Origin of the sequence: Mastigocoleus testarum BC008 (assembly GCF_001456025.1) — a bacterium.
Taxonomy (GTDB): domain Bacteria; phylum Cyanobacteriota; class Cyanobacteriia; order Cyanobacteriales; family Nostocaceae; genus Mastigocoleus; species Mastigocoleus testarum.
The window spans coordinates 266,635-291,138 of record NZ_LMTZ01000096.1; the positions used below are offsets into that span (position 1 = coordinate 266,635).

General features: G+C 36.3%; 22 protein-coding genes and 1 pseudogene. 14 read left to right on the forward strand and 9 right to left on the reverse strand.

All coding sequences use genetic code 11. The features are described from left to right. Positions 1–310: 310 nt before the first annotated feature. Both BC008_RS21210 and coaD read right to left on the reverse strand, forming a co-directional pair. Positions 311–1,003: an ATP synthase subunit B family protein gene (locus BC008_RS21210; RefSeq protein ID WP_027844330.1), complete on the reverse strand. Its 693-nt coding sequence runs from the start codon at positions 1,001–1,003 to the stop codon at positions 311–313. Then, positions 889–1,464, reverse strand: coding sequence for a pantetheine-phosphate adenylyltransferase (coaD, locus tag BC008_RS21215; protein ID WP_058183816.1), 576 nt, complete (start codon positions 1,462–1,464; stop codon positions 889–891). The genes BC008_RS21210 and coaD overlap by 115 nt, the downstream gene beginning before the upstream one ends. Positions 1,465–1,776: 312 nt before the next feature. On the opposite strand from coaD, the gene lgt reads away from it, so the two are divergent. The 11 genes and pseudogenes from lgt to BC008_RS21265 form a co-directional block, all read left to right on the forward strand. After that, entirely contained in the window at positions 1,777–2,670 is an 894-nt protein-coding gene (lgt, locus tag BC008_RS21220) for a prolipoprotein diacylglyceryl transferase (protein ID WP_027844329.1), read from the forward strand. A gap of 250 nt (positions 2,671–2,920) precedes the next feature. Continuing rightward, entirely contained in the window at positions 2,921–3,766 is an 846-nt protein-coding gene (cobM, locus tag BC008_RS21225; protein WP_082650588.1) for a precorrin-4 C(11)-methyltransferase, read from the forward strand. A gap of 99 nt (positions 3,767–3,865) precedes the next feature. Next, entirely contained in the window at positions 3,866–4,345 is a 480-nt protein-coding gene (locus tag BC008_RS21230) for a flavin reductase family protein (RefSeq protein WP_027844328.1), read from the forward strand. Between the two features lie 516 nt (positions 4,346–4,861). After that, positions 4,862–4,972 (forward strand): IS1 family transposase, encoded by a 111-nt coding sequence (locus BC008_RS52750; RefSeq protein WP_082650593.1) that lies wholly within the window; start codon positions 4,862–4,864, stop codon positions 4,970–4,972. Positions 4,973–5,179: 207 nt separating this feature from the next. Continuing rightward, entirely contained in the window at positions 5,180–6,637 is a 1,458-nt protein-coding gene (locus BC008_RS21235) for an ATPase domain-containing protein (protein WP_027844327.1), read from the forward strand. Further along, positions 6,627–6,998 (forward strand): response regulator, encoded by a 372-nt coding sequence (locus BC008_RS21240; RefSeq protein WP_027844326.1) that lies wholly within the window; start codon positions 6,627–6,629, stop codon positions 6,996–6,998. Before BC008_RS21235 ends, BC008_RS21240 begins: the two co-directional genes overlap by 11 nt. Before the next feature lie 2 nt (positions 6,999–7,000). After that, entirely contained in the window at positions 7,001–8,110 is a 1,110-nt protein-coding gene (locus BC008_RS21245; protein WP_027844325.1) for a hybrid sensor histidine kinase/response regulator, read from the forward strand. Positions 8,111–8,310: 200 nt separating this feature from the next. Beyond that, positions 8,311–8,664: a phenylpyruvate tautomerase MIF-related protein gene (locus BC008_RS21250; protein WP_027844324.1), complete on the forward strand. Its 354-nt coding sequence runs from the start codon at positions 8,311–8,313 to the stop codon at positions 8,662–8,664. Between the two features lie 68 nt (positions 8,665–8,732). Beyond that, on the forward strand, positions 8,733–9,920 hold the full coding sequence (locus BC008_RS21255) for a DNA double-strand break repair nuclease NurA (protein WP_027844323.1): 1,188 nt from the start codon (positions 8,733–8,735) through the stop codon (positions 9,918–9,920). 449 nt (positions 9,921–10,369) lie between these two features. Next, positions 10,370–11,203: a phosphate/phosphite/phosphonate ABC transporter substrate-binding protein gene (locus BC008_RS21260; RefSeq protein ID WP_407657072.1), complete on the forward strand. Its 834-nt coding sequence runs from the start codon at positions 10,370–10,372 to the stop codon at positions 11,201–11,203. Next, a pseudogene (locus tag BC008_RS21265) lies at positions 11,157–11,996 on the forward strand (sensor histidine kinase); the annotation flags it as partial. The gene BC008_RS21260 and the pseudogene BC008_RS21265, both read left to right, overlap by 47 nt. 102 nt (positions 11,997–12,098) lie before the next feature. Here the strand turns inward: BC008_RS21265 and BC008_RS21270 are convergent. Beyond that, positions 12,099–13,949 (reverse strand): ShlB/FhaC/HecB family hemolysin secretion/activation protein, encoded by a 1,851-nt coding sequence (locus BC008_RS21270; protein WP_027846718.1) that lies wholly within the window; start codon positions 13,947–13,949, stop codon positions 12,099–12,101. Between the two features lie 263 nt (positions 13,950–14,212). Here BC008_RS21270 and BC008_RS21275 point away from each other — a divergent pair, with 263 nt between their 5' ends. Both BC008_RS21275 and grpE read left to right on the forward strand, forming a co-directional pair. After that, complete coding sequence (locus BC008_RS21275; RefSeq protein WP_027846719.1) at positions 14,213–14,596, forward strand: helix-turn-helix domain-containing protein; 384 nt, start codon at positions 14,213–14,215, stop codon at positions 14,594–14,596. 210 nt (positions 14,597–14,806) lie between these two features. Next, positions 14,807–15,523, forward strand: coding sequence for a nucleotide exchange factor GrpE (gene grpE / locus BC008_RS21280; RefSeq protein WP_027846720.1), 717 nt, complete (start codon positions 14,807–14,809; stop codon positions 15,521–15,523). Here the strand turns inward: grpE and BC008_RS51455 are convergent. After that, on the reverse strand, positions 15,496–15,678 hold the full coding sequence (locus tag BC008_RS51455; protein ID WP_235595904.1) for a hypothetical protein: 183 nt from the start codon (positions 15,676–15,678) through the stop codon (positions 15,496–15,498). The two genes, grpE and BC008_RS51455, sit on opposite strands and share 28 nt — an antisense overlap. 45 nt (positions 15,679–15,723) lie before the next feature. Between BC008_RS51455 and petL the strand changes: the two genes are divergently transcribed. Further along, positions 15,724–15,819 (forward strand): cytochrome b6-f complex subunit PetL, encoded by a 96-nt coding sequence (petL, locus tag BC008_RS46630; RefSeq protein ID WP_072207743.1) that lies wholly within the window; start codon positions 15,724–15,726, stop codon positions 15,817–15,819. 128 nt (positions 15,820–15,947) lie between these two features. Here the strand turns inward: petL and bioB are convergent, their stop codons facing one another. From bioB to BC008_RS21305, 5 genes are all read right to left on the reverse strand, one after another. Further along, entirely contained in the window at positions 15,948–16,961 is a 1,014-nt protein-coding gene (gene bioB, locus BC008_RS21285) for a biotin synthase BioB (protein ID WP_027845893.1), read from the reverse strand. An 826-nt stretch (positions 16,962–17,787) separates the two neighbouring features. Then, the gene (locus BC008_RS21290; RefSeq protein WP_027845894.1) at positions 17,788–19,797 is read right to left on the reverse strand and encodes an ATP-binding protein; all 2,010 of its coding nucleotides are present in this window, start codon (positions 19,795–19,797) and stop codon (positions 17,788–17,790) included. A 3-nt stretch (positions 19,798–19,800) separates the two neighbouring features. After that, on the reverse strand, positions 19,801–20,658 hold the full coding sequence (locus tag BC008_RS21295) for a substrate-binding domain-containing protein (protein ID WP_027845895.1): 858 nt from the start codon (positions 20,656–20,658) through the stop codon (positions 19,801–19,803). Between the two features lie 366 nt (positions 20,659–21,024). Beyond that, on the reverse strand, positions 21,025–22,959 hold the full coding sequence (gene mutL, locus BC008_RS21300; protein ID WP_027845896.1) for a DNA mismatch repair endonuclease MutL: 1,935 nt from the start codon (positions 22,957–22,959) through the stop codon (positions 21,025–21,027). A 273-nt stretch (positions 22,960–23,232) separates the two neighbouring features. Further along, complete coding sequence (locus tag BC008_RS21305; protein WP_027847069.1) at positions 23,233–24,258, reverse strand: amidohydrolase family protein; 1,026 nt, start codon at positions 24,256–24,258, stop codon at positions 23,233–23,235. Positions 24,259–24,504 lie beyond the last annotated feature (246 nt).

Here is a 24,504-nt window from a genome sequence, read left to right on the forward strand (position 1 = left end):
AGCAAAATTATTTATATATTTACTATTAAATTGTATTGAAAGTTATTTGTTTAGCTTTCTTTTCTTTTTTCCTCCTCCAAACAAATATTAAATTAATTTTTCAAATACTTGTGATTGCACTTCTCTAGTTGTGTCAGCACCCTGTCTATCTTCAATGTTCAATCCATTTACTTAGATAATTTTGAAATAACAGATTCTGAATTTTGAATTTTACTTCTCCCAGACGCAGTCTGTTTTGTTAGCAAAGGGTGTCCGTAGGACATCTTCTAACTTTTTACTTTTTACTTTTTACTTACGCATAGCGCCACATTTACTTTTTCTTATGAGAATTTGGATCTCGGTGCGGGGGTGTATCAGCATAAAGCTGTTGGCGTCCGTTATGAACAATTCGCAACATATCATCTAATTCTTGTTCGATATTTGCCAGCACATTATCCGCATAATTATCTGCACCCTGGGCAATTTCATCAGCTTCTGCGATCGCTTGACGTCGCATCTCATCAATTTCTTGCTGACAAATACGCCGTTTGCGATCAATTTCAGCAAGAGTTTCTTCCATCATTGCTTCACACTCTTGTTGTACCTGATGTTGAATTTTTTCTGCTTCTCGTTCTGCTTGTCTGATAATGTCGCTTTCATCCAAAATTTGGGCTCTTTTGGCTTGAGCAGCATCAACTATTTGTTGTCCGTATTCTTCAGCCTGTAACAGCACTTCTTCTTTTTGTTGAAGGATTGCTAATGCTTCTTGAAAAGCTGCTGGTAAAGAAACCCTGACAAAATCAAGTTGTTCGAGTAACTTCTCTTCATCGATTAAAGTGCGTTTTGTCAAAGGGATACGTGGACTTGCAAGAACAATTTCCTCTATACGATTGAGTTCTTGTTGAATATCTAAGTTTCCTTGTCGCTGAGAGTTGGGGTAAGACTCTCCTGGGGAAAACTCTTGTGGTGGGGGATTGTTTCCGTTTTGATTGTATTCGAAATCGAATTGTTGTGGCTGTAGCATTGGGAGACTTCTAGCGCAACGTGGGCTGGGACGAGATGATCTATAGAACCACCGAATCTTGCAATTTCTTTTACCACACTACTACTTAAAAAACTATACTCATTTGATGTGGCAAGAAAAACTGTTTCAATTTCTGTGGATAGAGTTTTATTAGTGTGCGCCATTTGGAGTTCAACTTCAAAATCTGAAATTGCTCGCAAACCCCGTAATAAAACTTGGGCATTTCGCATATGAGCATAATTTACAGTTAAACCTTCAAAAGCATCCACCTCTACATTATGGAGATGTGACACAGAAATACGGATTAGTTCTAGTCTTCGTTGCACTGAAAATAAAGGCGTTTTATTTGGATTTCGCAGTACGGCTACTATAACTTTTTCAAATAACTTCGACCCACGTTCAATAATATCAAGGTGTCCGAACGTAATTGGATCAAAACTTCCTGGGTAAACGGAAATCACGATTGTAGTGCCTCAACGTTGCTGAGGTGATTATATCGAACCTTACTTTGGATCCTACTTAACAGCTATTTTTATTTACACAAGATCGTATTTGTTACCGATTGCTCATTATTTATTACTTATTATTTATTACTTATTATTTATTACTTATTATTTATTACCCACTCACCGGCAAAGGGATGGCAAGAACATTTAAAGTAATAAATGCACTGATTAAGTTATAAATTCCTTAACTTGAAGTCCAAGTCCCATATCCCATCCAAAAATCACACTAAATTAGATAAAGATTATATGGTTATAGGTAATGAAAGTATGGTGATTGATTTTTCTACTTTGCTTCTTGGATTTCAATTTACATCGCCCGGACCAATTTTATTTGAAGTTGGACCTTTTACAGTTCGTTGGTATGGTTTATTAATAGCTACAGCAGTACTACTTGGTGTAATCCTGTCTCAGTATTTGGCAAAACGACGTAATTTTAACCCTGAATTACTAAGTGACTTAGTAATTTGGTTAGTAATTGCTGCTATTCCATCAGCCCGTCTATACTATGTTTTATTTCAATGGCAGGAGTATGCTGGTAATCCCGGCGATATAATTGCCATTTGGAGAGGAGGAATTGCTATCCATGGTGCAATCATTGGTGGTTTGATTGCTGCTGTAATCTTCACCAAACTGAAAAAAGTATCTTTCTGGCAAATGACAGATTTGGTGGCTCCTTCTTTGATATTGGGACAAGCCATTGGGCGCTGGGGTAACTTTTTTAACTCCGAAGCTTTTGGCGCTCCTACGGATTTACCTTGGAAACTTTATATCCCACCTGCAAATCGTCCTCCTGCACTTGCAAGCTTTGATTACTTCCATCCGACTTTTCTCTATGAATCTCTATGGAATGTAATGGTATTTGCTCTGCTAATAACTTTATTTTTTAAAGGTTTACCAGGTAAGCGCCAACTAAAAACTGGCACTATATTTCTGGTATATTTGGTTGCTTACAGTTTGGGACGCCTGTGGATTGAAGGACTGCGAACTGATAGCTTAATGTTGGGACCACTAAGAGTTGCTCAAATTATTAGTCTAGTAGAAATTCTTTTGGGCGTACTTGGCTTGGTTTGGCTTTATTACTTGAAGCGTCCTTTACCAGATGTTGTCTCCACATCCACACTCATGAATGAAGATAAAGAAGTAGAACGGATGGGTCGTTGACGTAAACATATTATGAGAGCAAAGGATTTAAGAAACAATTGAAATTCTCAATTTTCTTAATGAATTCTCTCAGTTACTTCCCTTAGATATAAAAAATGCCCCAGAGTGTTCTCTAGGGCTTAACCAGGGTGCATCTACCATATCTCTCTTCTAGATATAAATCTCTCATCCGGAAAGTTCTAGAATAAAATTCCAAAAAAAATTTTTCACAGGACTACCGTACTTCAGTATAAAAGTAAAAATACTAATAATGAACGCAATAAAAGTTACTAAAGCAACATTAAAAGCAGGAGTATATATTATTGGGGCTGGACCTGGAGACCCAGATTTATTAACGATAAAAGCACAAAAAATCTTATCTCAAGCCGATGTAATTTTATTTGCAGATTCCCTAGTACCTAAAGAAATATTAAGTTGTTGCAAAAAAAATGCTGAATTAATTCGCACAGCAAATAAAACCTTAGAAGAGATTGTGCCCCTAATGGTAGAAAAAGTAGGACAGGACAAAATTGTAGTTCGTCTTCATTCCGGCGATCCCAGTCTATATAGTGCCATTCACGAGCAAATACAATTCTTAATAGAAGCAAATATACCCTTTGAAGTGATACCAGGTATCAGCGCCTTTCAAGCTGCTGCAGCTAAATTAAATATTGAATTGACAGTACCCCAATTAGTTCAAACTATAATCTTGACGCGAATTAGCGGTCGGACTCAGGTACCTCCAACCGAAGAATTAGCAACCCTTGCTGCTCATCAAGCCAGTTTATGTTTATACTTGAGTGCTCGTCATGTAGAAGAAGCGCAAGCCAAACTTTTGGAACATTACTCCAGCGATACTTCAATTGCTGTTTGTTATCGTTTGGGCTGGAATGATGAAAATATTTGGGTCGTACCCTTGAACAAAATGGCGGAATGTACCCGAGAAAATAATTTGATTCGCACCACACTTTATATTATTAGTCCTGCGCTTTCAGCTACAAGTGCGCGTTCGCGTCTTTATAACCCAGAACACGATCATTTATTTCGTCCGAACAAATTTAAGGTTAGGAGGCAACAGGGAACAGAGAACAGGGAACAGGAAATAAAAAAATCTTGATCTTAAAGCTACAGACAAATATTTACCCCAAGGGTAGAAAGTTTAGCGTCCGCTGTTCTGTAAACTTAACTATGTAGAATTTCTCAAGCAGATACACCGATGTTAGACGAACAAGCGAAGAAAACCATGCTGCGGAAAATTCCCCATGGTCTATATATTTGTGGTGTCAAAGATGGAGAAGAAATGAATGGCTTTACTGCTAGTTGGGTAATGCAAGCGTCATTTCAACCACCTTTGATTGTCAATTGTGTTAAGCAAGACTCCATCTCTCACCAAATGATAGAAAAAAGTGGAGTTTTCGCTCTCAGCTTTTTAGAAGATGGACAAAAAGAGATGGCGCAAAAATTCTTCAAGCCCATGCGTCGTGTTGGTAATAAATTTGAAGATGTGGAGTTTTACACTGGTGAAACCGGCTGTCCAATTATTTCTGATTCTTTGGGATATGTCGAATGTCAAATTGTTGGTAAAGTAGACAAAGGGGACCACACGGTATATGTTGGCGAAGTTATCGCTTCTGGGATCCATCGTGAAGGTAAACAGCTGCTATTAGAGACTACTGGTTGGAATTACGGTGGATAAGTCAGTTGTCAGTTAACAGTTAACAGTTAACAATTGAAATATTTTAGTTTTGAGTTAAGTGCTCTTAACCTTCTTCCATCACTCTGATGAGATAATAATCTTGGACAGATCTCAAACCCAGATACTGTCGGAGATTTGGACCGTAATATTTCACACAGGGCTAAAACATTTATTTTTTCGTAAACCCTTTTGCTGTAAGGATTTCAAAATATACTCTGGTAAGAGTGATGGAAGAGGTTAGGGAGTTCTGAGAAATAAATTATCCCTATTTGATAATGATAATCATTCTAGTTAGAGGAGAAATTGGTCGTCCTGGGTAAACCGTTTCTCTTTCAAAAACGCCCGCGAGAACTTCTGTCCCTTACAGTTTTTTTGACAAATATGTTATGTACAAATGGGTACAGTTATTAAAACTAATATCACTAACATCAATTGTTGACTTAATAAAAATATTCTAGTTATTAAAAAATTAGCGCCAAATCCCACCAGAGAAGAGAATAAGTAAATAAATTAAACATACAGACAATTGAGCGCAAATATTTAACTTTACGATCAAAAACTAAGCGCTTAGCAAGGAAGAGTATTTGTTTTTCCTTCATCTATTCAAATGCATGGTTTGGTAATTGACTTGTTTATTAACAGAGATAAATTCTAAGTAGATATATAGCTATTTCAATTTATCAAAAATGTTACCTAATTTGACTTATAAATTTAGGTATTTAACGGGTCTTTACCGTGATTTCTGGTGTGAGTACCAGTGAAGCTAAAAGTAAGTGTTATCATACCCGCAGCTAATAGTTAGTTAAAAGAAATATTAGAATAGAGACTTTATTAATGAATGAGGAACGTCTATCAACCGGAATTACTGGTTTTGATGAAATTCTTTGTGGGGGGTTAATTCCCAAACAGGCTTATTTAGTGCGGGGTGGTCCGGGTTGTGGCAAAACTATATTGGGATTACATTTTCTTTTAACAGGTTCTGTTAACAATGAGGAGAGTCTTTTCATTACCTTAGGAGAATCAGCAGGGCAAATCAAACATAATGCTAGTCGTATAGGTTTCGATACTCAAACTATATCTTTTCTGGACTTGAGTCCCGAGTCGAAATTTTTTCAGGAAAACCAGACCTATGATATTTTCTCTCCTGCTGAAGTGGAAAGAGAATCTACAACTCAAAGAATTATTGAATGTGTAGAAAAACTTCAGCCTAAGCGTGTTTTTCTTGATGCTGTAACTCAATTTCGCTATCTATCTACGGATGAATTTTTGTTTCGCAAACAAGTGCTCTCATTCATTCGCTTTTTATTAGATCGAGGTGCAACATTAATTTTTGCTTCCGAAAGTAGTCCCAACGCACCTGATGAAGATTTACAGTTTATTAGTGACGGTGTAATTCATTTATCAAATGCACCTCAAGGTCGGACAATTGGGGTTACTAAGTTTCGTGGTTCTGGTTTTATTCCCGGATTTCATTCACTCACTATCAGTACTCAGGGAATGCAGATTTTTCCCAAACTACGACCGGAAGTCCATGAAAAGAAATTTACCATGGAAACAATTTCTTCAGGAATTCCAGATTTAGACGAATTGCTTCACGGTGGAATTGAAAGGGGAACGGTAACTATTCTAACTGGTCCAACTGGTGTCGGTAAAACTACAGTTGGAATCCAATTTATGAAAGAAGCTGCTGGACGGGGAGAACGCTCTGTTGTTTATACCTTTGAAGAAAAAGAAGACACTTTATTAACTCGTTGCGAACAAGTTAATATTCCCGTTCATCACATGGTTGAAAATGGGAACTTATTAGTTGTACCGGTAGAACCGTTACATCTAACACCCGATGAATTTGCAAATAAAGTGCGTAACGAAGTAGAAACACAAGCGACTCGGATTGTCATGATTGATAGTGTCGCTGGCTATAAAATTGCGATGCGTGGTGCAGATTTGGTTGCTCACCTACACAGTTTGTGTAAATATCTGCAAAATATGGGAGTTACTGTTATCCTGGTGAACGAAATGGAACATATAACCGGTAACTTTCGAGCAACCGATATTGGTATCAGTTACATTGCAGATAATATCATTTTCCTGCGCTATTTAGAAATTCAAGGGACAATGCGTAAAGCGATAGGTGTATTGAAAAAGCGGGTTTCTGATTTTGAAAAAACTTTACGAGAAATAGAAATTACTCGCTTTGGGATCAAGGTAGGTAAACCTCTGACTGGACTCCGTAAAATTCTTAGTGGTACTCCGGAATGGGACGATAGTTACCAAGGGAAAAATGAGCGATAAACCCCTAATCTTAACCGTAGATCGCAACCGCCGGAATTTAGAGTTGCTGAAAAATTTTCTTATTAAACAAGGTTATGAAGTTATCAGCGCAAGCAATTTAGATGAATTAGATCGAGTTTTAAGCGAATCAAATAACATAAATTTGGTATTACTTGATGTTAGTGGCTTTGACCAAAATATTTGGATCAGGTGCGAACAATTAAAAAATCAGGCTATTCCCTTCTTAATAATCTCAGCTAAATCTAAATATATTACAGCTATTGAATCAGAAAGTTTAGCTCGAGGTGCATCAAGCATATTAGTCAAACCGTTAGTTATCAAACAGCTGCTAAATTTAATTAGAAGCCTTTTGAGAGATTAACCATGGCTAAAGTATTACTGCTTTTGAAGCAAAAAGAAAATCGTCGGCTTCTGCAACAATCTTTAGAATCTCGTAATAAAGTGCTTGTTGTTGAATCGGAAAATGAATTATTAGACTCCAACTTATCTTTTGACCTTTGTATTTTAGATTTAAGAGCACTGATTAAAGTTGGTAATTGGATAAAGAAAGTTAAAAAAAATCAAAATCAACTATTTATCCCATTTTTGTTAATAACTTCTCCACAAAATGTAGGGATGGGAAAGCTTTATCTATGGAGCGTAATTGATGAAATCATTACCACCCCCATTGAGAAAGTAGAATTAACCGCTCGAGTAGAGATGCTATTACAAAGAAGGTTATTATCTTTAGAGCTTAAACGTAAGAACGAAAATCTACAACAACTTAACGAACTTAAAACCCGGTTTATTTCGATGGCTTCCCATGAACTGCGCAATCCAGTCCATGTCATATTAGCTTATAGTAAGATACTTTATAAAAATAGTAACCTTCCAAAAACAAAAAAAGATGATTATTTTGAACGCATGAAATCATCTGCTAGTAAGATTACTGAGACTCTAGACGATATTCTAACTTTAAGTAAAGGTGAGTTACTAGACCAAAATTTTAATCCCATGCCTATAGATTTAGAAAAATTTTGCCATCAATTAATCTTAGAAATCGAAGTAGGTGCAGGGTATAAAAATCAGATTAGCTTTGTGACAAAAGGAAAAGCTAATAACAGTTACTTAGATAAAAAATTATTATCTCATATCCTGATTAATTTGCTAACTAACGCTATGAAATATTCTTCTCAAGGCAGCACCATTGATTTCAACTTAATTTATCACAAAGAACAAGTCGAATTTCAAATTAAAGATAAAGGTATTGGAATTCCTCTAAAAGACCAAAAGCGACTATTTGAATCATTTCATCGTGCGAGTAATGTAGGAAGAATTCCCGGTAATGGTTTAGGGTTAGTAATTGTTAAACAATCAGTAGATTTACATGAGGGTAAAATTTCAGTTAATTCTGAGGAGGGTGTAGGAACTACTTTTACTGTTAAATTACCCTCTGTTGCCCAAATAATACATTCTGATAAGATTGCAGATTAAAGTTTTGTTGGGGTGTCAGGAGCAATTTCAACCCCTGATGGCTCGTTAATATTTTGTTATGTAGAATGTGTTAGGCGTAATCAGTAACGCACCACCATGATATTTTTGACAAAAATAAATAATATATAAAATCAGCGATCGCGCACCGTAATATAAATAAATCAAATTAAATAGTTTATTTTTTGGGATTATCCGATCTTATGCCCTTAATTAAAGTTCAAACATCCGTACCTACTCCAGAACAAGCTAGTGTAGAAACTATGCTCAAAGGTCTTTCGGGAAAACTAGCCCAACATCTTGGTAAACCCGAATCCTATATCATGACAGCATTTGAAGCTGAAACACCAATGACATTTGCTGGAACAACAGATCCAGTTTGTTACATCGAAATCAAAAGTGTAGGTACGATGAAACCCGATTTAACAAAAGCAATGAGTCAAGATTTCTGCCAAGAAATTAACCAAACTTTGGGGATTCCATTAAATCGGATTTACATTGAATTTGCTGACTCTAAAGGTTATATGTGGGGTTGGAATGGTAGAACTTTTGGTTAATTTAGCCAGCGATCGGTCTTAGCATAAAGTCATCTGGGAAATCATAATTTTTCACTTAAAATTACCTTATGCTTGACCTCACTAAACTAACGCGACAGATGCAAGGTTTGAGTCAACATCTGACTCAAGAAGCTACCGCAAGTCGCCAACGCTTAGAAAACGCCCAAAAATATTTTCAAGAAGCCTGCAAATCACAACAAAAATTTGTCAAGGTACAGGAAAAATGGCGCGATCGCATTTTATTTGCAAATGCAACGCCCGTTGAACCCCTACATACTTGTATAGATATCCCAGTACCGCCGAAAATTCATACTGTTGTCGCAACTGATGGTTCTCAAATTGCTCCAAACCATCATGAAATAGCTTATTGTTATCTACTTAATATTGGCAGGGTAGTCTTACATTACGGGCAAAATCGACATCCCCTCCTTGATAGTTTGCCAGAAATATTTTACCGTCCAGAAGATTTATATGTTTCTCGACAGTGGGGGATTAAAACTGAAGAATGGATGAGTTATCGTCGTACAGCGAGCGAAGCTGTAGTACTGAGTGAGTTAGCAAAAAATGTTAAAGCGACTTTGACTGACGATATTCCAGCTTTAGCAATGGTAGATGGTTCTCTAATTTATTGGTTTTTAGATCAACTACCCTTTGATGCTAGGGAGCAGATTTTACCCCCAATCCTTGAAGCATGGGAAGAATTGCGCGAAGCTAAAATTCCCCTGATGGGATATTTGAGTGCATCTCGCAGTATTGAAGGAATGAACTTCTTACGTTTGTTGGCTTGTCCCCATAATACTCCTGACTGCGTAAGCTTTTGTCCTAACCAAATGGAAAAGTTACCCTGTAAAGCCTTTGAAACTTTGCGGGACACAACTTTATGGTCAACTCAACTCAAACCAGGACAGCGTAGTCCATTATGGCGCAGTAATAGCCGCATATTAGATTTATACGATGAACAAAGAATCTACTTTTGTTACGTCCATGTGGGTGCGGAAATTGCGCGTATCGAAGTACCTGCATGGGTAGCTGAAAATACTGCTATGTTCGATCTGGCTTTAGGATTAATGTTGGCACAAGTTCAGAAAGGATACGGTTATCCAGTTGCGATCGCAGAAGCCCACAACCAAGCAGTAGTAAGAGGTGGCGATCGAAGTAGATTTTTTGCGTTACTAGAAAGACAAATGATTAAAGCTGGCTTAAGGAATGTAGGAACTTCCTATAAGGAAGCAAGGAAACGTGGCAGTATTGCTTAGTATTACTTAGAGTTCCTAAAATATTTATTTTGAGTTGATTTCTCAATTTCGATCGTATCTGTTATTTCTCATTGCTTATTTGGAATTAAATAATCTTTTTCATGGTCCGGTTGTTGTTTTATGCACTCGGACCTATTTGTATTTTGTTTAATTTTCTACTTTTTTAATTTTTTACAGGTGTAAATATCAGTAATAAAGATAAAATGTTACCTTGTTTGTACTTTTACGAGATTAATCATAAAAGTAAAAATTAGATCGCTTACAGTTCGAGTGTTGATAATTGAAGCACTCACAATTAAATCTCTTGAAACTCACTCACACTATTGGTTTGTCCAGATACTTACCAGAATTTCCAAAAGATCAATATACTCGGTGCTATGCGAACAAGCAAAGAACTACAGCAAATCTTTGTCCACAACTATCTCCGTAAACGAGTAGCTTTAATTTTGATGACAGGATTTACACTTTTGGGAAGTGGCTGTAGGGTTGGAACATTTAGCAAAAATCATTTTGCGATGTATTCTTCTAGTCCTGATGAAGACAGTCAAAACCAGAAAAGACTAGAAAGTTTAAAAATAGGGGTATTACCAAATTACAGTCCTACCAAACAAAAAGGTATGACTCAGGCTTTGGATCGTTACTTGGAGAAAACCCTGGGATTAAAAGTTGATTTCCGGATCGCTTCTGAATATCAAAATATTATTGACTGGTTAGTAAAAGAAGAAATAGATATTGCTTATCTTGGAGCCACTTCTTATCTGGAAGCATTGGAAAGGGGAGCTCGAGTTAAGCCTCTAGTTGCACCAATTGACAAATATAGCGGGCGTCCCTGGTTTAAATCGGTAATCTTTGTCAAGGCTGATAGCTCTGTTCAAAGTTTGTCAGACCTCAAAGGTAAGAGAGTTGCTTTTGTCGATAAATTCTCCACCTCTGGTTATTTAGTTCCAGCGATCGCTTTTCAGCAAATACGCATAACTCCCAAGTATGACTTTGCTCAAACAATTTACGCAGGAACCCATTACAAAAGTATCAAGGCTCTTCAAGAAGGAAAAGTAGATGCAGCAGCCACTAATATTCCGTTTTATATGAAGTTAAAAAAACTTGGTAAGCTCAATCCACGTGAATTTCGAGCTATCTGGGAGTCTGATTATATTTCTCAAGTACCTATAGTTGTTTGTCAGAAGTTACCAGAAGAGTTAGTTGAGAACTTGAAACTAGCTTTTTTACAAGCACCAAGGTCAATTAGTCGCGGGAGTAGCACACGAAATAAACAACCCAGTTAACTTTATTTATGGCAACATCACACATGCGACTCAATACACCAAAGACATATTAGAACTAGTACAACTCTATAAACGAGAATTTTCTCACCCTGGGGTAGTAATTCAACAAAAGACCGAAGAGATAGATTTAGATTTTATCTTTCAAGATTTTCCTAAAATCCTGAATTCAATGGAAATGGGAGCCGAACGCATTCGTCAAATAGTTTTAAGCTTGCGTAACTTTTCTCGCTTGGACGAGTCAGAAATGAAAGCAGTTGACATCCATGATGGTTTAGAAAGTACTCTGCTAATTTTGCAAAATCGACTCAAGTCACGTCCAGAATATCCAGAAATTCAAATTATTAAACAGTACGGTCACATACCCCCAGTTGAGTGTTATCCCGGACAGTTAAATCAGGTATTTATGAATATTATGGTGAATGCAATTGATGCTTTAGAAGATGTATTTATCAAACATAATAAAGAAAAACAGTTCGAGCCAGGACTAATAAAAATTCATACCAAAGTTATTCAAAACAACCGAGTTGCGATCGCGATAGTGGACAACGGTCCCGGAGTTGCAGAGGAAGTCAAGCGGAAATTATTCGATCCATTTTTTACAACTAAGTCGGTTGGTAAAGGTACTGGACTTGGTTTATCGATCAGCTATCAAATCATTGTGGAAAAACATGCAGGTTCGCTAAAGTGTCAGTCTGAGTTGGGAAAGGGAACGCAGTTTTTAATTGAAATTCCTTTACAACAAAAACAGCTACAGGAATATTCTCGGGAGGTGACGGTAATAGGTAATAGGTAATGGGTAATAGGTAATAGGTAATGGGTAATAGGTAATGGGTAATAGGTAATGGGTAATGGGTAATGGGTAATAGTAATAGGTAATTTATTTACTAGTGATCTATTAAAATGGGCTGCTAATAATAGATAAATGGAAACCATCTTCTTGCAAAGTATCTCTTTCTCTAGAAGTGGAAACTAAAGGAATACCCCAATCGAAACGAGCAACTAAATTATCTTGTAATTGTAAACGCAATCCAACTCCAACAGAAGCCAAAGTATCTGGATCGGAATTAAAATTATTTTCATCCCGACCAGAACGATTCCAAACAGTACCAAAATCTACAAAAGGAGTTAACTGTAATAGACTATTTTCTTTAGAGAAACGAGCAATGGGAACTCTCAATTCAGCAGAAGCAAAAACACCATTATCTTTGAGTAAAATATCCCGACCATAGCCACGAACGTTATCAACACCACCCAAACCAAATTGCTCAAAAGATACAAGTGGTCTATCTGCAAGCTGTACATCCCCCCTCAGCACTAACACCGTGTCGGGAGCTAACAAACGCGCCCATTGCATCTGTCCTCTCCAAGTATAAAAACGACCATCAGGAGAATTATCATTAATAGTTGAGTCGAACGCACCTAAACCTATACTAAATTGAGAACGTAAAGCAAAAACTTGTTGGCGATCGCGAATGGACCAATCTTGAAAAAAACGTATTGCATTTACTCTTGTTCTTCCGTCTTCATCTGCTCCCAGGGAAAGGTCGCTCGCAGGAATCCCCTCACCTTCTAAAAAGTCCGAAGATATCTTGCTTTCCCGACGACTAAAGGTAAAACCCAAAGCAAATTCTTCGTTGGGAGTTTCCCTTAGTGGTTGACGTAGAGTTAATTCGTAATAGCGAGAAGCTGATTCAATATCAAGCAAATTAAATGGTTTTTCAATAATATTATTGTCAGAACTGCCATAACTTAATATCAAATTACCATTACGGGGATTTATAGGTAAGGCATAATTAAAACTGAAAGAATTACTACCATCAGTATTGGTGTAACTAGCAGTAATGTTGTCACCATAACCGAGCAGGTTACCTTCATTAACCTGGATTTGACGACTAAAGGTACCAACTCCTGGAGAACCATTATTATCCAAGCTAAAAGACGGACTAAAAGTTTTCGCTTCCTTAATTGTTACTTCTAATAAGTTTTCTCCCGGACGCGTTCCTGCACCTAATTCAGCAGAAATAGTTTCAATCAGAGGGTTAAGTTGAAGTAACTGTAAGCCTCGAAGAAGACGTTGATTATTTAGTGGTTGCTTCCCTGCAAGAGCTAAACGACTTCTGACATAACTGGACTTTAAACGACGATTTCCCCTGATTTTAATATCTTCCAGCTTGCCTTCCAATACCTGAATTATTAACTCCCCATTTTTCAGTGTTTGTGGAGGGATGAAAGCTCCAGATGTGATATATCCTTTATCTTTATATAATTTGGTAATTAATGAACTTGCTTGAAGTAATTCAGCAATTTTGATTTGACGGTTAACCAAACCCTTTGTAATTGGCTCAAAATCTTGTTCTTTAAAAACAGTACTACCGATGACTTTGATTTTTTTTACTTTAAAAGTCCTATCGATTTTACCTGGTGAGGGAAACTGTTGTACTGGAGAATCGGAAGGGGGGATTAAATCTTCTGGGGGTGGTAGTGGTTCGGGTGCTTGTGGTTCTGGTAATCGTTGCTGTGAAGGTGGTTTGGGTACTACACGGTCTAATTGTTGAGGTCGATCAGGAATATTTTGTTGAACCCTAAGGTTTTGCTGAGTTTGAATATTTCCGATCGCAGGGTTTATTGTTTGTTTAACTGTTTGTGCTGAAACTGATTGAAATAATGTGAAACTCAGCATCAGGTAAGACTTAAAGGTCAAACAAAATTTATAAGTTTGTAATTTTAATCTTAGTTTCGCTCTCATGGTACTAATAAATAAGAAATTATATAAAACAAGTTTTCGTTAATAAATCAAGTCAAGTATCTGACCCAAGAATGCAATCATTTTACGATGGCAAGAAAATTTTACGGGACTTCAAAAATAAATGATCCTACAGGAAACACTTCTAATTTATTGGTACAGCATTGAATATTTAATTGCTTGATGTTTAGCAGTTAAAAACTTTCGATTAATTATGCAGCTAAAATGATAAATTTGGATTGGGGTGTATTTTAATAGCTTAAATAATGAGAGCTTATTCAAAAAATCTACGTCAAAATATCATAGATGCTTATAACAATAAAGAAGGTTCATATCGTCAATTAGCAAAACGTTTCTGTGTCAGTCTTAGTTTTATCCAAACGTTAATAGGACGCTATCAACATACTGGGAGAGTCGAGCCCCTACCTCATGCAGGGGGTAATCAACCAAAACTAAAAAGCGAACATTTAGAGGTTCTCAAGCAATTAGTGCAAGAAAATAACGATGCTACACTGGATAAACTTTGTGAATTATTAAAGGCAAAAACACAGATTAAAGTTAGTAGAGCGACTATGGGTAGAGTTTTAAACCAACTTCATATTACTAGAAAAAGAAAGACTCCAAAAATTAATAAGGTGCTTCAAAATTAGAAATTAATATCATTATTTTGATAATAGATATAAACCAGATTTTATTTCATAATTTTTTTGGAAAAACTTGCTTGGTTGGCACTATTAATTAAAAATCTACAATCCATTTATTGTCAACTAAAAGCTCTGGTTTATTCGCTAAAATTCACCGATAAATTACTAACAGCAAAGCATAGTAATTCGCTTCTAGCATCTGAATCATTAATTATCATGTCCTCAACAGATTTTACCGAAAAGCTACAAAATTTGATGCTCTTAGTAGGTATAGATAGCTTTAAAGCTTTGGGAAAGACTTCTGGGGTTTCTGAAAGACAAATTCTACGAATTAGACGTGGGGAATTGCATCAAATGCGAGTGGAGGTTTTGTGGGCGCTTGCACAAGTTCTACAAATTTCCCTAAATGAATTGATCGCCACTTTTTCAACTCTAAATATTCCAGATTCTCGAACAATTTCTCAAACCAAAAATTCCAATAACCAACAGTTTGCTAACGAAAATACTAATACCCAAAGTTTAGAATTAGAATCATTACAGCAGGAAATAGCAACTTTAAAACAAGAATATTTAAGGGTGCAACAGCAGTTGAAAGAGCAAAAATACTCATTGCTTCAAGAATTTCAATTATCGAGTTTGCAATCATTAGAATCTTTATTATTACAATTTCCCAGCGCAGCTCAAAAAGCTCGAGAAAATCCAAAACTAGCGGCAGTAAATTTGTTACCTTTGGTGCAGAAACCGTTAGAAAAACTATTATCTGGATGGGGAATAGAAACAATTGCAGCAGTAGGAGCCGAAATTCCCTATAATCCCCAAGAACACCAACTGTTAGAAGGAAAAGTAGAACCGGGAGACACAGTAAAAGTTCGCTACATTGGTTATCGTCAAGCTGAAAAGTTACTTTATCGCGCCAAAGTAATTCCTTTGTGAGGGTAATAGGTAATTGGTAATTGGTAATTGGTAATTGGTAATTGGTGATGGGAATGAGTTGTGGATAAACAGCACCTAATCCCCAGTCGCCAATACCCAATCCCTAATACCCAATCCCCAGTCGCCAATCCCCAATCCCCAATACCCAATCCCAAATTAATGCTTCAATAGTTGTAGTGAATAAATGTGGAGAAACGTAAATGTTTGCAGTTGTGTCTTACATTGTCTTTCTAGGTCTGTTTATTGGAATCGCAGTTGGATTGCTTTTCGGTTTGCGTGCCATTAAGTTAATTTAGTAATTTTTTGTCGAGTAAGAAACTCGAAAGTTTGTACAGAGAAACGTAGCAGAGTCTGCAGCATCAGTGGATCCGCAGGTGACCTAGTCACAGCCTCTGCTACGTCTCCATAATCAACTAGCAAAACCTCATCCGATCGCAGCAGTAGTTTCTTTAGACTTTACTTGTCTGTTAGCAGGTGGACGCATTTCTAAACCAAGTAGATTGAGCATTTCTTTGTCCGCATCGTATCCAGGACAAGGAGTTGTAACGGTTAGCATATGTCCATCATCGCTAGAGAATATAGAATTTGCCCCAGCCATAAAACATAAAGCTTGCTCGACTTGAGATAACTTTGCTCTACCAGCACTCAAGCGAACATCGGAAGCAGGCATAATAATTCTTGCTGTTGCGATCGTGCGGATCATATCCCAAATAGGAACTTCTGGCTGATTTGCTAATGGTGTACCTTCAACTTGAGACAAAATGTTAACCGGTACTGACTCTGGATGGGGATGCAAGCTTGCTAAAGTGAACAGCATTGATACCCGATCATCAACACTTTCACCCAAACCTAAAATTCCTCCAGAACAAACTGTAACATCAGTCTGACGAACATTTTTGATGGTGTTTAGGCGGTCATCATAATTTCTGGTAGTGATAATAGTACTGTAATGTTCTCGTGAGGTATCCAGATTATGGTTGTAAGCGTATAATCCTGCAGCTTCAAGACGCTTTGCTTGTGTATCTGTAAGCATACCCAAGGTACAACAGACTTCCAAGCCCATATCTGTTACCTCTGTAACCATATCTAGCACTCGGTCAAACTGGGAATTATCCCGTACCTCTCGCCATGCAGCACCCATACACACACGACTGACACCTTTGGCTTTTGCTTGTTTGGCAATTCCCACAACAGTTTCTTTGTCGAGTAGTGGTTCTGGCTTTACCTCAGTCTGATAGCGTGAAGACTGAGCGCAATAACTACAATCCTCTGGACAAGCACCTGTTTTAATTGAAATCAGTTTGCAAACTTGTATCTGCTTTGGGTTATGGTGTTGACGATGCACGCTAGCAGCTCTATAAATTAGCTCTAATAATGGCGTGTCATATATCTCCCGGATTTCTGTTTTTTGCCAATCGTAGCGTATTTCTACCGACATCTGATTCCTTCCCGTAAATTCATTTACCAATAGCTTAGTTGAGCAATTTCGGCACTGTTGACCGATATTATGACTTCAAGGTATTGCTTGGAAATGTTTTTAATCTTGATCGCGATCGCTCACAATACATGTCAGGAATCAGCTTACCAAGATTTTAGCCAATTTACGATTGAGCATATAAATAGTTAATGTTGCTGGTTACCAACCATTGTTTATTAGTTTCAGAATTAGGCACACTTTCCACTAATAAACAATTACCAATATGTATAGAAATATTGAAAAGGCTTAGAAGTTAGGTCTTGAAAATTTGATAATTTATTTTTCACCCAGGGAAACACCTTACATCTCTAGAAACTTCATCTGTTCAAAAATCAAATGAAAAGGATTACCATATCAAGTCATTTCAACAGTTTAGCAATTACCAATAAAGTAGATAACAAAATTCATAAATAAAAACTGTCTCACCTGGATGAGACAGTTTGATTGCCCTGTAACATCTATGTTGCTACAAGTAAATAATTTTGCCATATCAATCTCAAAACATGAGTGTTGTAGATTACATTAGTTTTTATTTTTCAATACAATATATAAATTTAATTTTAAGCAAGTATAGGATAATATATACACACACAAAAAATCTCTAATATATTTACTTTTTTGATTAGATATAATCAATATTGAAATATTCAGATTTTCAGTTCAAATTTCCAGTGACATGCAGAATTAGAATATTATTAGCTAAGTTTTTATACTCACAATTATCAAGAAGATAAATATATTTATATATAGTATTAGAAATGCCATTATGTTAGATTTTAGTTTAATATCATTGATTGATGGGTATTTCAACTACAAATTCCGTACCCTTACCTTCTTTTGAATAGCAATTGAGCTTACCGCTATGTTTATCTACAATTATCTGATAACTAATTGATAAACCTAAACCTGTCCCTTTACCAACTTCCTTTGTTGTAAAAAACGGATCGAATAATTTTGGCTTGATTTTATCTGAAATACCAGGTCCGTTATCAGTAATCCGAATCATAACCCATTCATCATTATTAACCTCAGTAGAAATTTTTATATAACTAGCATTAGCCTTAATTTCTTCTGGAGTTCTTTGTAAATTATATTCATCTAAAGCATCAATTGCATTAACAAAAAGGTTCATAAATACTTGGTTGAGTTGTCCGGGATAACAATCAACTAAAGGTAAAGAAGAATACTCTTTAACTATTTTGATTTCTGGATGATCTGATTGTAATTTTAAGCGATTCTGTAAAATCATCAGAGTATTATCTATACCCTCATGAATATCAACCCGTTTAAATCCATCTTCGTCAAGGCGAGAGAAATTACGTAAAGATAATACAATCTTATGAATTCTTTCACTTCCAATTGCCATTGAGTTTAGAAGTTTCATAAAATCATTCCTAACATAATCAAGATCTATGGCTTGAATCTCATCCTGAATTTCTTGGTCAGGTTCGGGATAATGCTTTTGATAAAGTTCAATTAAATTCAGTAAATCTTTTGCATAGTTAATCGCTGGAACTATATTTCCATAAACAAAGCTCACAGGATTGTTAATTTCATGGGCAATTCCTGCAATCATTTGTCCTAAACTAGACATTTTCTCGCCCTGGATCATTTGGGCTTGGGTACGCTGTAATTCCTGAAGAATATTTTTTAGCTCAGAATTTTTTTGTTTTAGTTCATAGGTTCTATTTTGAACGGTATTTTCTAGATTTTGATTGTATTCTTCTAATTTTTTATTGGCTTCTTTTTGTTTATCCAAGAGCAAAGATACTTGCTCTGCCATATAATTGAAACTCTTCGCTAAAATGGAAATTTCATCATTATCAGTAATTTTGATTCTGGCACTAAAATCACCACCAGCTAATTTTTGAGTAGCATTATTTAAATAGATAATTCTACGAGTAACTAAATTTGTCAGCTTTGTGACAGTAATACTAAATATAGTAGTTCCAATAACAGAAAATATGATGATATAAATCCACAACTGCTGCTGATTTTCTCTTAAAGGAGTAACAGAATTCAATAGTACTATTTTGGCCTTATTACCATTTAAACCTATTACATTGATAGATTTGGCAATAAATTCTTTATTCCCAATATTAACTAATATCGGTCGTGATTTTATGGGTGGTAGTTGCCAATTATTTTCTTTTGCTATTTCTAATGTTGAAGCAGTGACTTTTTGATCGTGTAAAATAACTAAATGTGGTTGTGTTTGCGCCCTAATTTCTGCTAATATTTTATCATTGATAGTCTTGCCAATTATTACTCCACCAAGAATTTCTTCTCTAGATTTAACTGAAGTTAAAGCAACCAATACAGAATGTTTATTTTTGCTAACAGTAACCACGTCAAAAATATCCATTCCAATACTGGCAGCTTCATCAAGAAATTGATTATTTAATTTTGCTTGTTTAATTTCTCCTTGGCGAACATATGCAAGGACTACACCATTTTTATCTATAATTTTAATTAAATCTAGTTGTAATGATTCTTTTAGAGGCAATAAGTAGCGAGTTAAAGCTAATTTGTCACCCTTATTAACTAACTGTGAAACTTCCGTTGACTCTGCTATCCACCTTGCTTTTAGAAATAATAATTGCTTTCGTCTCTCAAAAGATTCTAATACCGTTGAAGATACTTCTTCTGTTTCCGAACGCAATTTACTTTCGAGGTTATAACTGAAAAAATACCCAAAAGTAATTGTTGCTAATGCCCAAATAATGATAAGAACTGATAATAAGGGTAAAATTATTTTAATTTTTAAAGGCAGTTTGGAATACTTACCCAAAAGCATTGATTATGATTCCTCTAGAGATGGGACAAAACCAGAACGGCGTAAAACTTCTTGACCCTGCTCGCTAAAGATGAAATCTACAAAACCCTGAGTTTTAGGAGTAGGTTTTTTACTATAAACTATTCCTAACTTACGCACCATTTTGTATTTACCTGCCAGTACATTTTGAGTTGTAGCTTCAATATTATTCAGACTGAGGCGTTTTACTGACAATTTATTTGATAAGGCATAAGCTAAGGAAAAAGTACCGATGCTGTACGGAGTATTATTTAATGCGTTGACTAATTCTGGTTCGTGACGCATAATTACTGCCTCAGGTGCATTTTGAAGTTCTTTACCCAAGTAGTATTCCCGTAAAAGTCTTTTACCAGACTCGTCTTCAGGGCGGTCTAAAACCACTATTTTCCCTTTACTTCCTCCTAAATCCTGCCATTTAGTTACTCTTCCGCTATATATTGCTTTGAGTTGAGAAGTTTGTAAATTCCTGACTCCCTCAACGCTAGGGTGAATACCAACAACCAAAGCATCTTGAACGAATTCTCGGTATACAACAGAAGTATCATCTTCCTCAGGTTTCAGGGTGCGACTAACTGTACCAATATCTACAAACCCCTTTTTGACACCAGCAATACCGCTGGAAGATTGACTTTTAGGTAAAAAGGTAAGTTTTACATTACCAGTTTTGTTTTCATAAGCTGTGGCTAAGATTTTTGCTGCTTGATAAGTGCTACTCGAACCAACAATTTTTATTTCCTGTTGGGCTTGAACTTCAGATTTAGTAATATTCCCAGAAGAACAGCTATTAGTTCCAAATAAGCTGATTATTCCCAATGTAATACTAAGTAAAATATTGTTTTTCATTAAAAAATTTGAATAATAAAATTATTTTTGAAAAATATTTCCGAAACAATAGAGTATTATTTTTACTCGTCATCTGATTGTATATTATTACTCTTAAGGTAGGTAGCAAAACACCAGTAAATATCAGGGTATTTTGAGATTGTTCTCATCTTTTTGAGTTTAATTTTTAACTATAAAAACACTCTGTAAGAAAGAACGATTTCCTTAGTAAAGAAAGTCTTCGCTCAATTGAACGCCTCTCATATCCCAAAATACATGAGTTTTGTTTATATTAAAAGTAAAAAAACGATCAAAACTTTAATTAAGTAACAAAACAATCGCGACTGAGGAAAGAATCATTCCTGAGGGAAGCAATAAAATGACTCATTAAATTCCGTGACTTTTACCGATTACCCAATGACGCCGGAAATATTTAGACAAAGACGATTCACTTAAAGACAAATAAATGGGACGTCCGTGGGGACAGGTATGAGGATTACGGGTACGCAGCCAGTCATCTAATAAAGACTGCATTTGTTCTAAACTTAGGGGTGTACCGTTACGAATTGCACTGCGACAAGCAACGGCGACTTGTGCTGTTTGTAAGTCACCTCCCCAACTCAGTTCGATTAAGGCTTCGGCGCAGTCATCCCGGTTTTGCAATAACCCTGGAATAGATCGTACAGCCCAAAGTCGATCGCCAAAGGGTTCGATATCTATACCAATATGCTGCAGTTGTTCTACTTGGGCTGTGGATAATTGATAAAGAATAATAGCTGGTTCAACAGGTACAAGTTTCCAGCGATCGCACAATTGTTCGTACAAGACTCGTTCGTGTGCTATGTGCTGTTCGACCAACCATACACCACCCGGATGTTCGGCAACAATATATGTTTTATTAACTTGAGCAACAGCTTTTAAAAATTGGATATTCGATGGAGAATTATTTAAATTAGAATTACTTAAATTAGAATTACGTAAATTAGAATTATGTAAATTTGACCCGTTTATATTCAATGAATGGGTATTTGATGCATTTATATCTACTGTAGAGTTAGCTTCTTCGCCATTAATAGAGTTTTGCGATTCAACATGATAGGCGGCTTTTGATTCTGCAGCTTTAATTAACTTACTAACTCGAGTGTTTTGTACTGAAAATTTAATTGTATCGGCATTAATTCGCAGCGCTCGCTCGATAGCTTGTTCGACTTGTTTTTGCCAATAACCTATCTGTTTGAGATAGATTTTACTTTTTGCTGGGTTGCGGTTCCAGTCTACTTGTTCCGGAGAAATAGAATAATGTAGCAAGCATAGAGGATAGCGATCGCGCGGTAAAGTTCGAGCAAGAGAACTAACAATTGTTTGTTCTAATTCCGGTGACTTGACCATTCTGCCATTCACTGCGACTCGTACCCAGTCAGGACGGTGACGATGACAGCGATCTGGTAATCCTAAAACAAGATTTAAGGTAGAATACCCCCGCTTTTCATTAATATCTGACAAAATTGGGGATACTTTACTACTATTTTCTCTTACCCGATAACTAGTAGGTGAATTTTTTACTGAATTTACTTGTGAATCTATTTGCGAACTTGCTGTTAAACTTATCTCTTCATATTCTTGGAGTGGGTCGGGAATTTTTAACTGTAATTCTTCTAAATCACCATTTCGCAGACGAGGTAAAATCTGTGGTAAAAGCTTTGCTGTTGATGTAGCAGGACAAAGACTAAACCATTTACGATCATTTTGCCATACTTGCCAAGTTAATTGGGGATGACATAAAGCTATTTGCTCAATAATCTTTTGTACGGCTTTAATTTGTCGCGCCATCGCCGGTAAACCGCGACGACGGGCGAGAAATTTCCCAAATAATTCTGAGACTGTTACTACAGTACCTGGTGCGATCGCGGCAACTTCCGAGAAAACAATTTTTCCTTCACTATCGTATACTGCCCTTCTTCCAATATCTCCTGTGGATGGACGACTCAAAATTTCCAGACTTCCCAATGTTGTCAAGCTATGTAAAGCTTCGCCACGAAAACCCAAACTATTAATCTTCCATAGATCCCCACAAGTGCGAATTTTGCTCGTGCTATGGGGAATTGCTGCTCGCTGCAAATCTTCCCAATTCATTCCACAGCCATTATCAGCCACTGTTAAGCGCCACTGAGATGGCCAAATTGAAATTACAATTCTAGTAGCACCGGCATCCAAAGAATTTTCTACCAGTTCTCGAACTACTGCAGCAAAGGAATCAATTACCTCTCCAGCTGCAATCAAATGCACTAATTCCGTCGGTAATTCTTGAATTGTAGATGCCATCTTTTTGTCGGAGCCCGTTTACCTTGCCTTACAGAATTGCATTTCAATGGAATTTTCCAATAAAACTTTGCTTTTTCACAAGGGGTCGAGCAAGTTATTTATATTTCACAATCAAACTTGATTAAATTTTAAGTACTTAGAGAGAAAAATCTGATGATTGATAGATTGATATTTGCACAAGAATAATATTTTTTCTAGTTGTTTATTTTTTTTATACTTACCAATTACCAATTACCAATTACCAATTACCAATTACCTATTACCTATTACCTATTATTTCAAGTTATTTCGAGAGTAAATATCATTTAAAATTGATGCTGGGCGCTCTCCATAAGGCCATGCAAAAGCATGACGAAATGCTGCGTCTTGACAACTTTGAAGCATTTCAAAATTAATAATGTCGTAGGTTAACAAGTTTTCATATTCAAATGGTAACCGGACGTTATGTAAACCAGCATTATCGGTACAAATAGCAATATCAACCCCAGCATCAAAACAACGTTCGAATACTAACTTTAACTGCCGAATATCTTCGAGGGTTCCAGTTTTAATGTAAGTGGTAGGACAGACTTCTAAACACTGATTACGTTTTGCTAAATCTGGGAGTAGTTCGGGATAAAGTAGAGGGATTTGAATCCCATGTCCAATCCTCATCAAATGAGGTAACAACTCTTGATAGCAACCATCCTTAGTTTCATACACATGTCCAGTAGTTTTGATCCCTGAAGACAAAGCGTACTCATATAACTTGACTAACTCATCCAAACGCTCCCGATAGTAACGATCGCCCCCAGCCAAATCCACTGCACAAACATATTCTCGCTTTTGGGCAGCCAAATCTACAATTGCCTTGTTTACTTCATAGGGAAGGCGGGAATGCATGCATAGAATTTGGCTAGTAACGATCGGATACTTCAACGAATTACTAGTTTTGCCGACAATATCTACGATAGAAGCCATCAGATCGATTCTTTGAGACTGACTTAAATCTTCTGGCGTCCTTAAATAGGGGGTATACCGTAATTCTAAATATGCTAAATTTTCGAATATGTAAGCGCCCCTTAGTAAGCGATAAATAAAATAAGGTAGACTATCTTCTGTTTGCACGCTTTCTACTAAGGTGTGTAATTCTAAATATTCATCAAGGGTATTACGCTTGCGAGTATAAAATTCTTCAAAATCTGTATATTCAATAAATTGGGAAATTTTGTCGGAGGAATTTCGTTGAAAGTAACGCCACAAAATACGAGGTACAACTGAACCACCGAGGTGCCTGTGTAATTCTGCGTACAAGGTCATAGCTATATTGTGTAAATTTAAGTATTATTGAAGTTACTATTGAGACTAAAAATTATTCAATATCTATCTTTATAATTGAAAGTTTTAGAATTTCCTGAGGTACTTTTTCCTAATACAAAATATTAAGTACAAATATAGCTTATAAAATGGGTTGTCGTGACTTATGTCACAATATATAGACTTTAAACTTTACGCATTAGATATTACACGTTCATCCACAGCTAAAATTCCGGCTCCTTACTTCTT

Coding starts and splice junctions, on each gene's coding strand:
- cobM (WP_082650588.1), top strand. CDS start 2,921: ATGAACGCAATAAAAGTTACTAAAGCAACATTAAAAGCAGGAGTATAT.
- BC008_RS21290 (WP_027845894.1), bottom strand. CDS start 19,797: ATGCTTTTGGGTAAGTATTCCAAACTGCCTTTAAAAATTAAAATAATT.
- petL (WP_072207743.1), top strand. CDS start 15,724: ATGTTTGCAGTTGTGTCTTACATTGTCTTTCTAGGTCTGTTTATTGGA.
- BC008_RS21270 (WP_027846718.1), bottom strand. CDS start 13,949: ATGAGAGCGAAACTAAGATTAAAATTACAAACTTATAAATTTTGTTTG.
- BC008_RS21235 (WP_027844327.1), top strand. CDS start 5,180: ATGAATGAGGAACGTCTATCAACCGGAATTACTGGTTTTGATGAAATT.
- BC008_RS21250 (WP_027844324.1), top strand. CDS start 8,311: ATGCCCTTAATTAAAGTTCAAACATCCGTACCTACTCCAGAACAAGCT.
- BC008_RS21275 (WP_027846719.1), top strand. CDS start 14,213: ATGAGAGCTTATTCAAAAAATCTACGTCAAAATATCATAGATGCTTAT.
- BC008_RS21230 (WP_027844328.1), top strand. CDS start 3,866: ATGTTAGACGAACAAGCGAAGAAAACCATGCTGCGGAAAATTCCCCAT.
- BC008_RS21245 (WP_027844325.1), top strand. CDS start 7,001: ATGGCTAAAGTATTACTGCTTTTGAAGCAAAAAGAAAATCGTCGGCTT.
- grpE (WP_027846720.1), top strand. CDS start 14,807: ATGTCCTCAACAGATTTTACCGAAAAGCTACAAAATTTGATGCTCTTA.
- BC008_RS21210 (WP_027844330.1), bottom strand. CDS start 1,003: ATGCTACAGCCACAACAATTCGATTTCGAATACAATCAAAACGGAAAC.
- BC008_RS21240 (WP_027844326.1), top strand. CDS start 6,627: ATGAGCGATAAACCCCTAATCTTAACCGTAGATCGCAACCGCCGGAAT.
- bioB (WP_027845893.1), bottom strand. CDS start 16,961: ATGTCGGTAGAAATACGCTACGATTGGCAAAAAACAGAAATCCGGGAG.
- BC008_RS21305 (WP_027847069.1), bottom strand. CDS start 24,258: ATGACCTTGTACGCAGAATTACACAGGCACCTCGGTGGTTCAGTTGTA.
- BC008_RS21260 (WP_407657072.1), top strand. CDS start 10,370: ATGACAGGATTTACACTTTTGGGAAGTGGCTGTAGGGTTGGAACATTT.
- lgt (WP_027844329.1), top strand. CDS start 1,777: ATGGTGATTGATTTTTCTACTTTGCTTCTTGGATTTCAATTTACATCG.
- BC008_RS21295 (WP_027845895.1), bottom strand. CDS start 20,658: ATGAAAAACAATATTTTACTTAGTATTACATTGGGAATAATCAGCTTA.
- mutL (WP_027845896.1), bottom strand. CDS start 22,959: ATGGCATCTACAATTCAAGAATTACCGACGGAATTAGTGCATTTGATT.
- BC008_RS21255 (WP_027844323.1), top strand. CDS start 8,733: ATGCTTGACCTCACTAAACTAACGCGACAGATGCAAGGTTTGAGTCAA.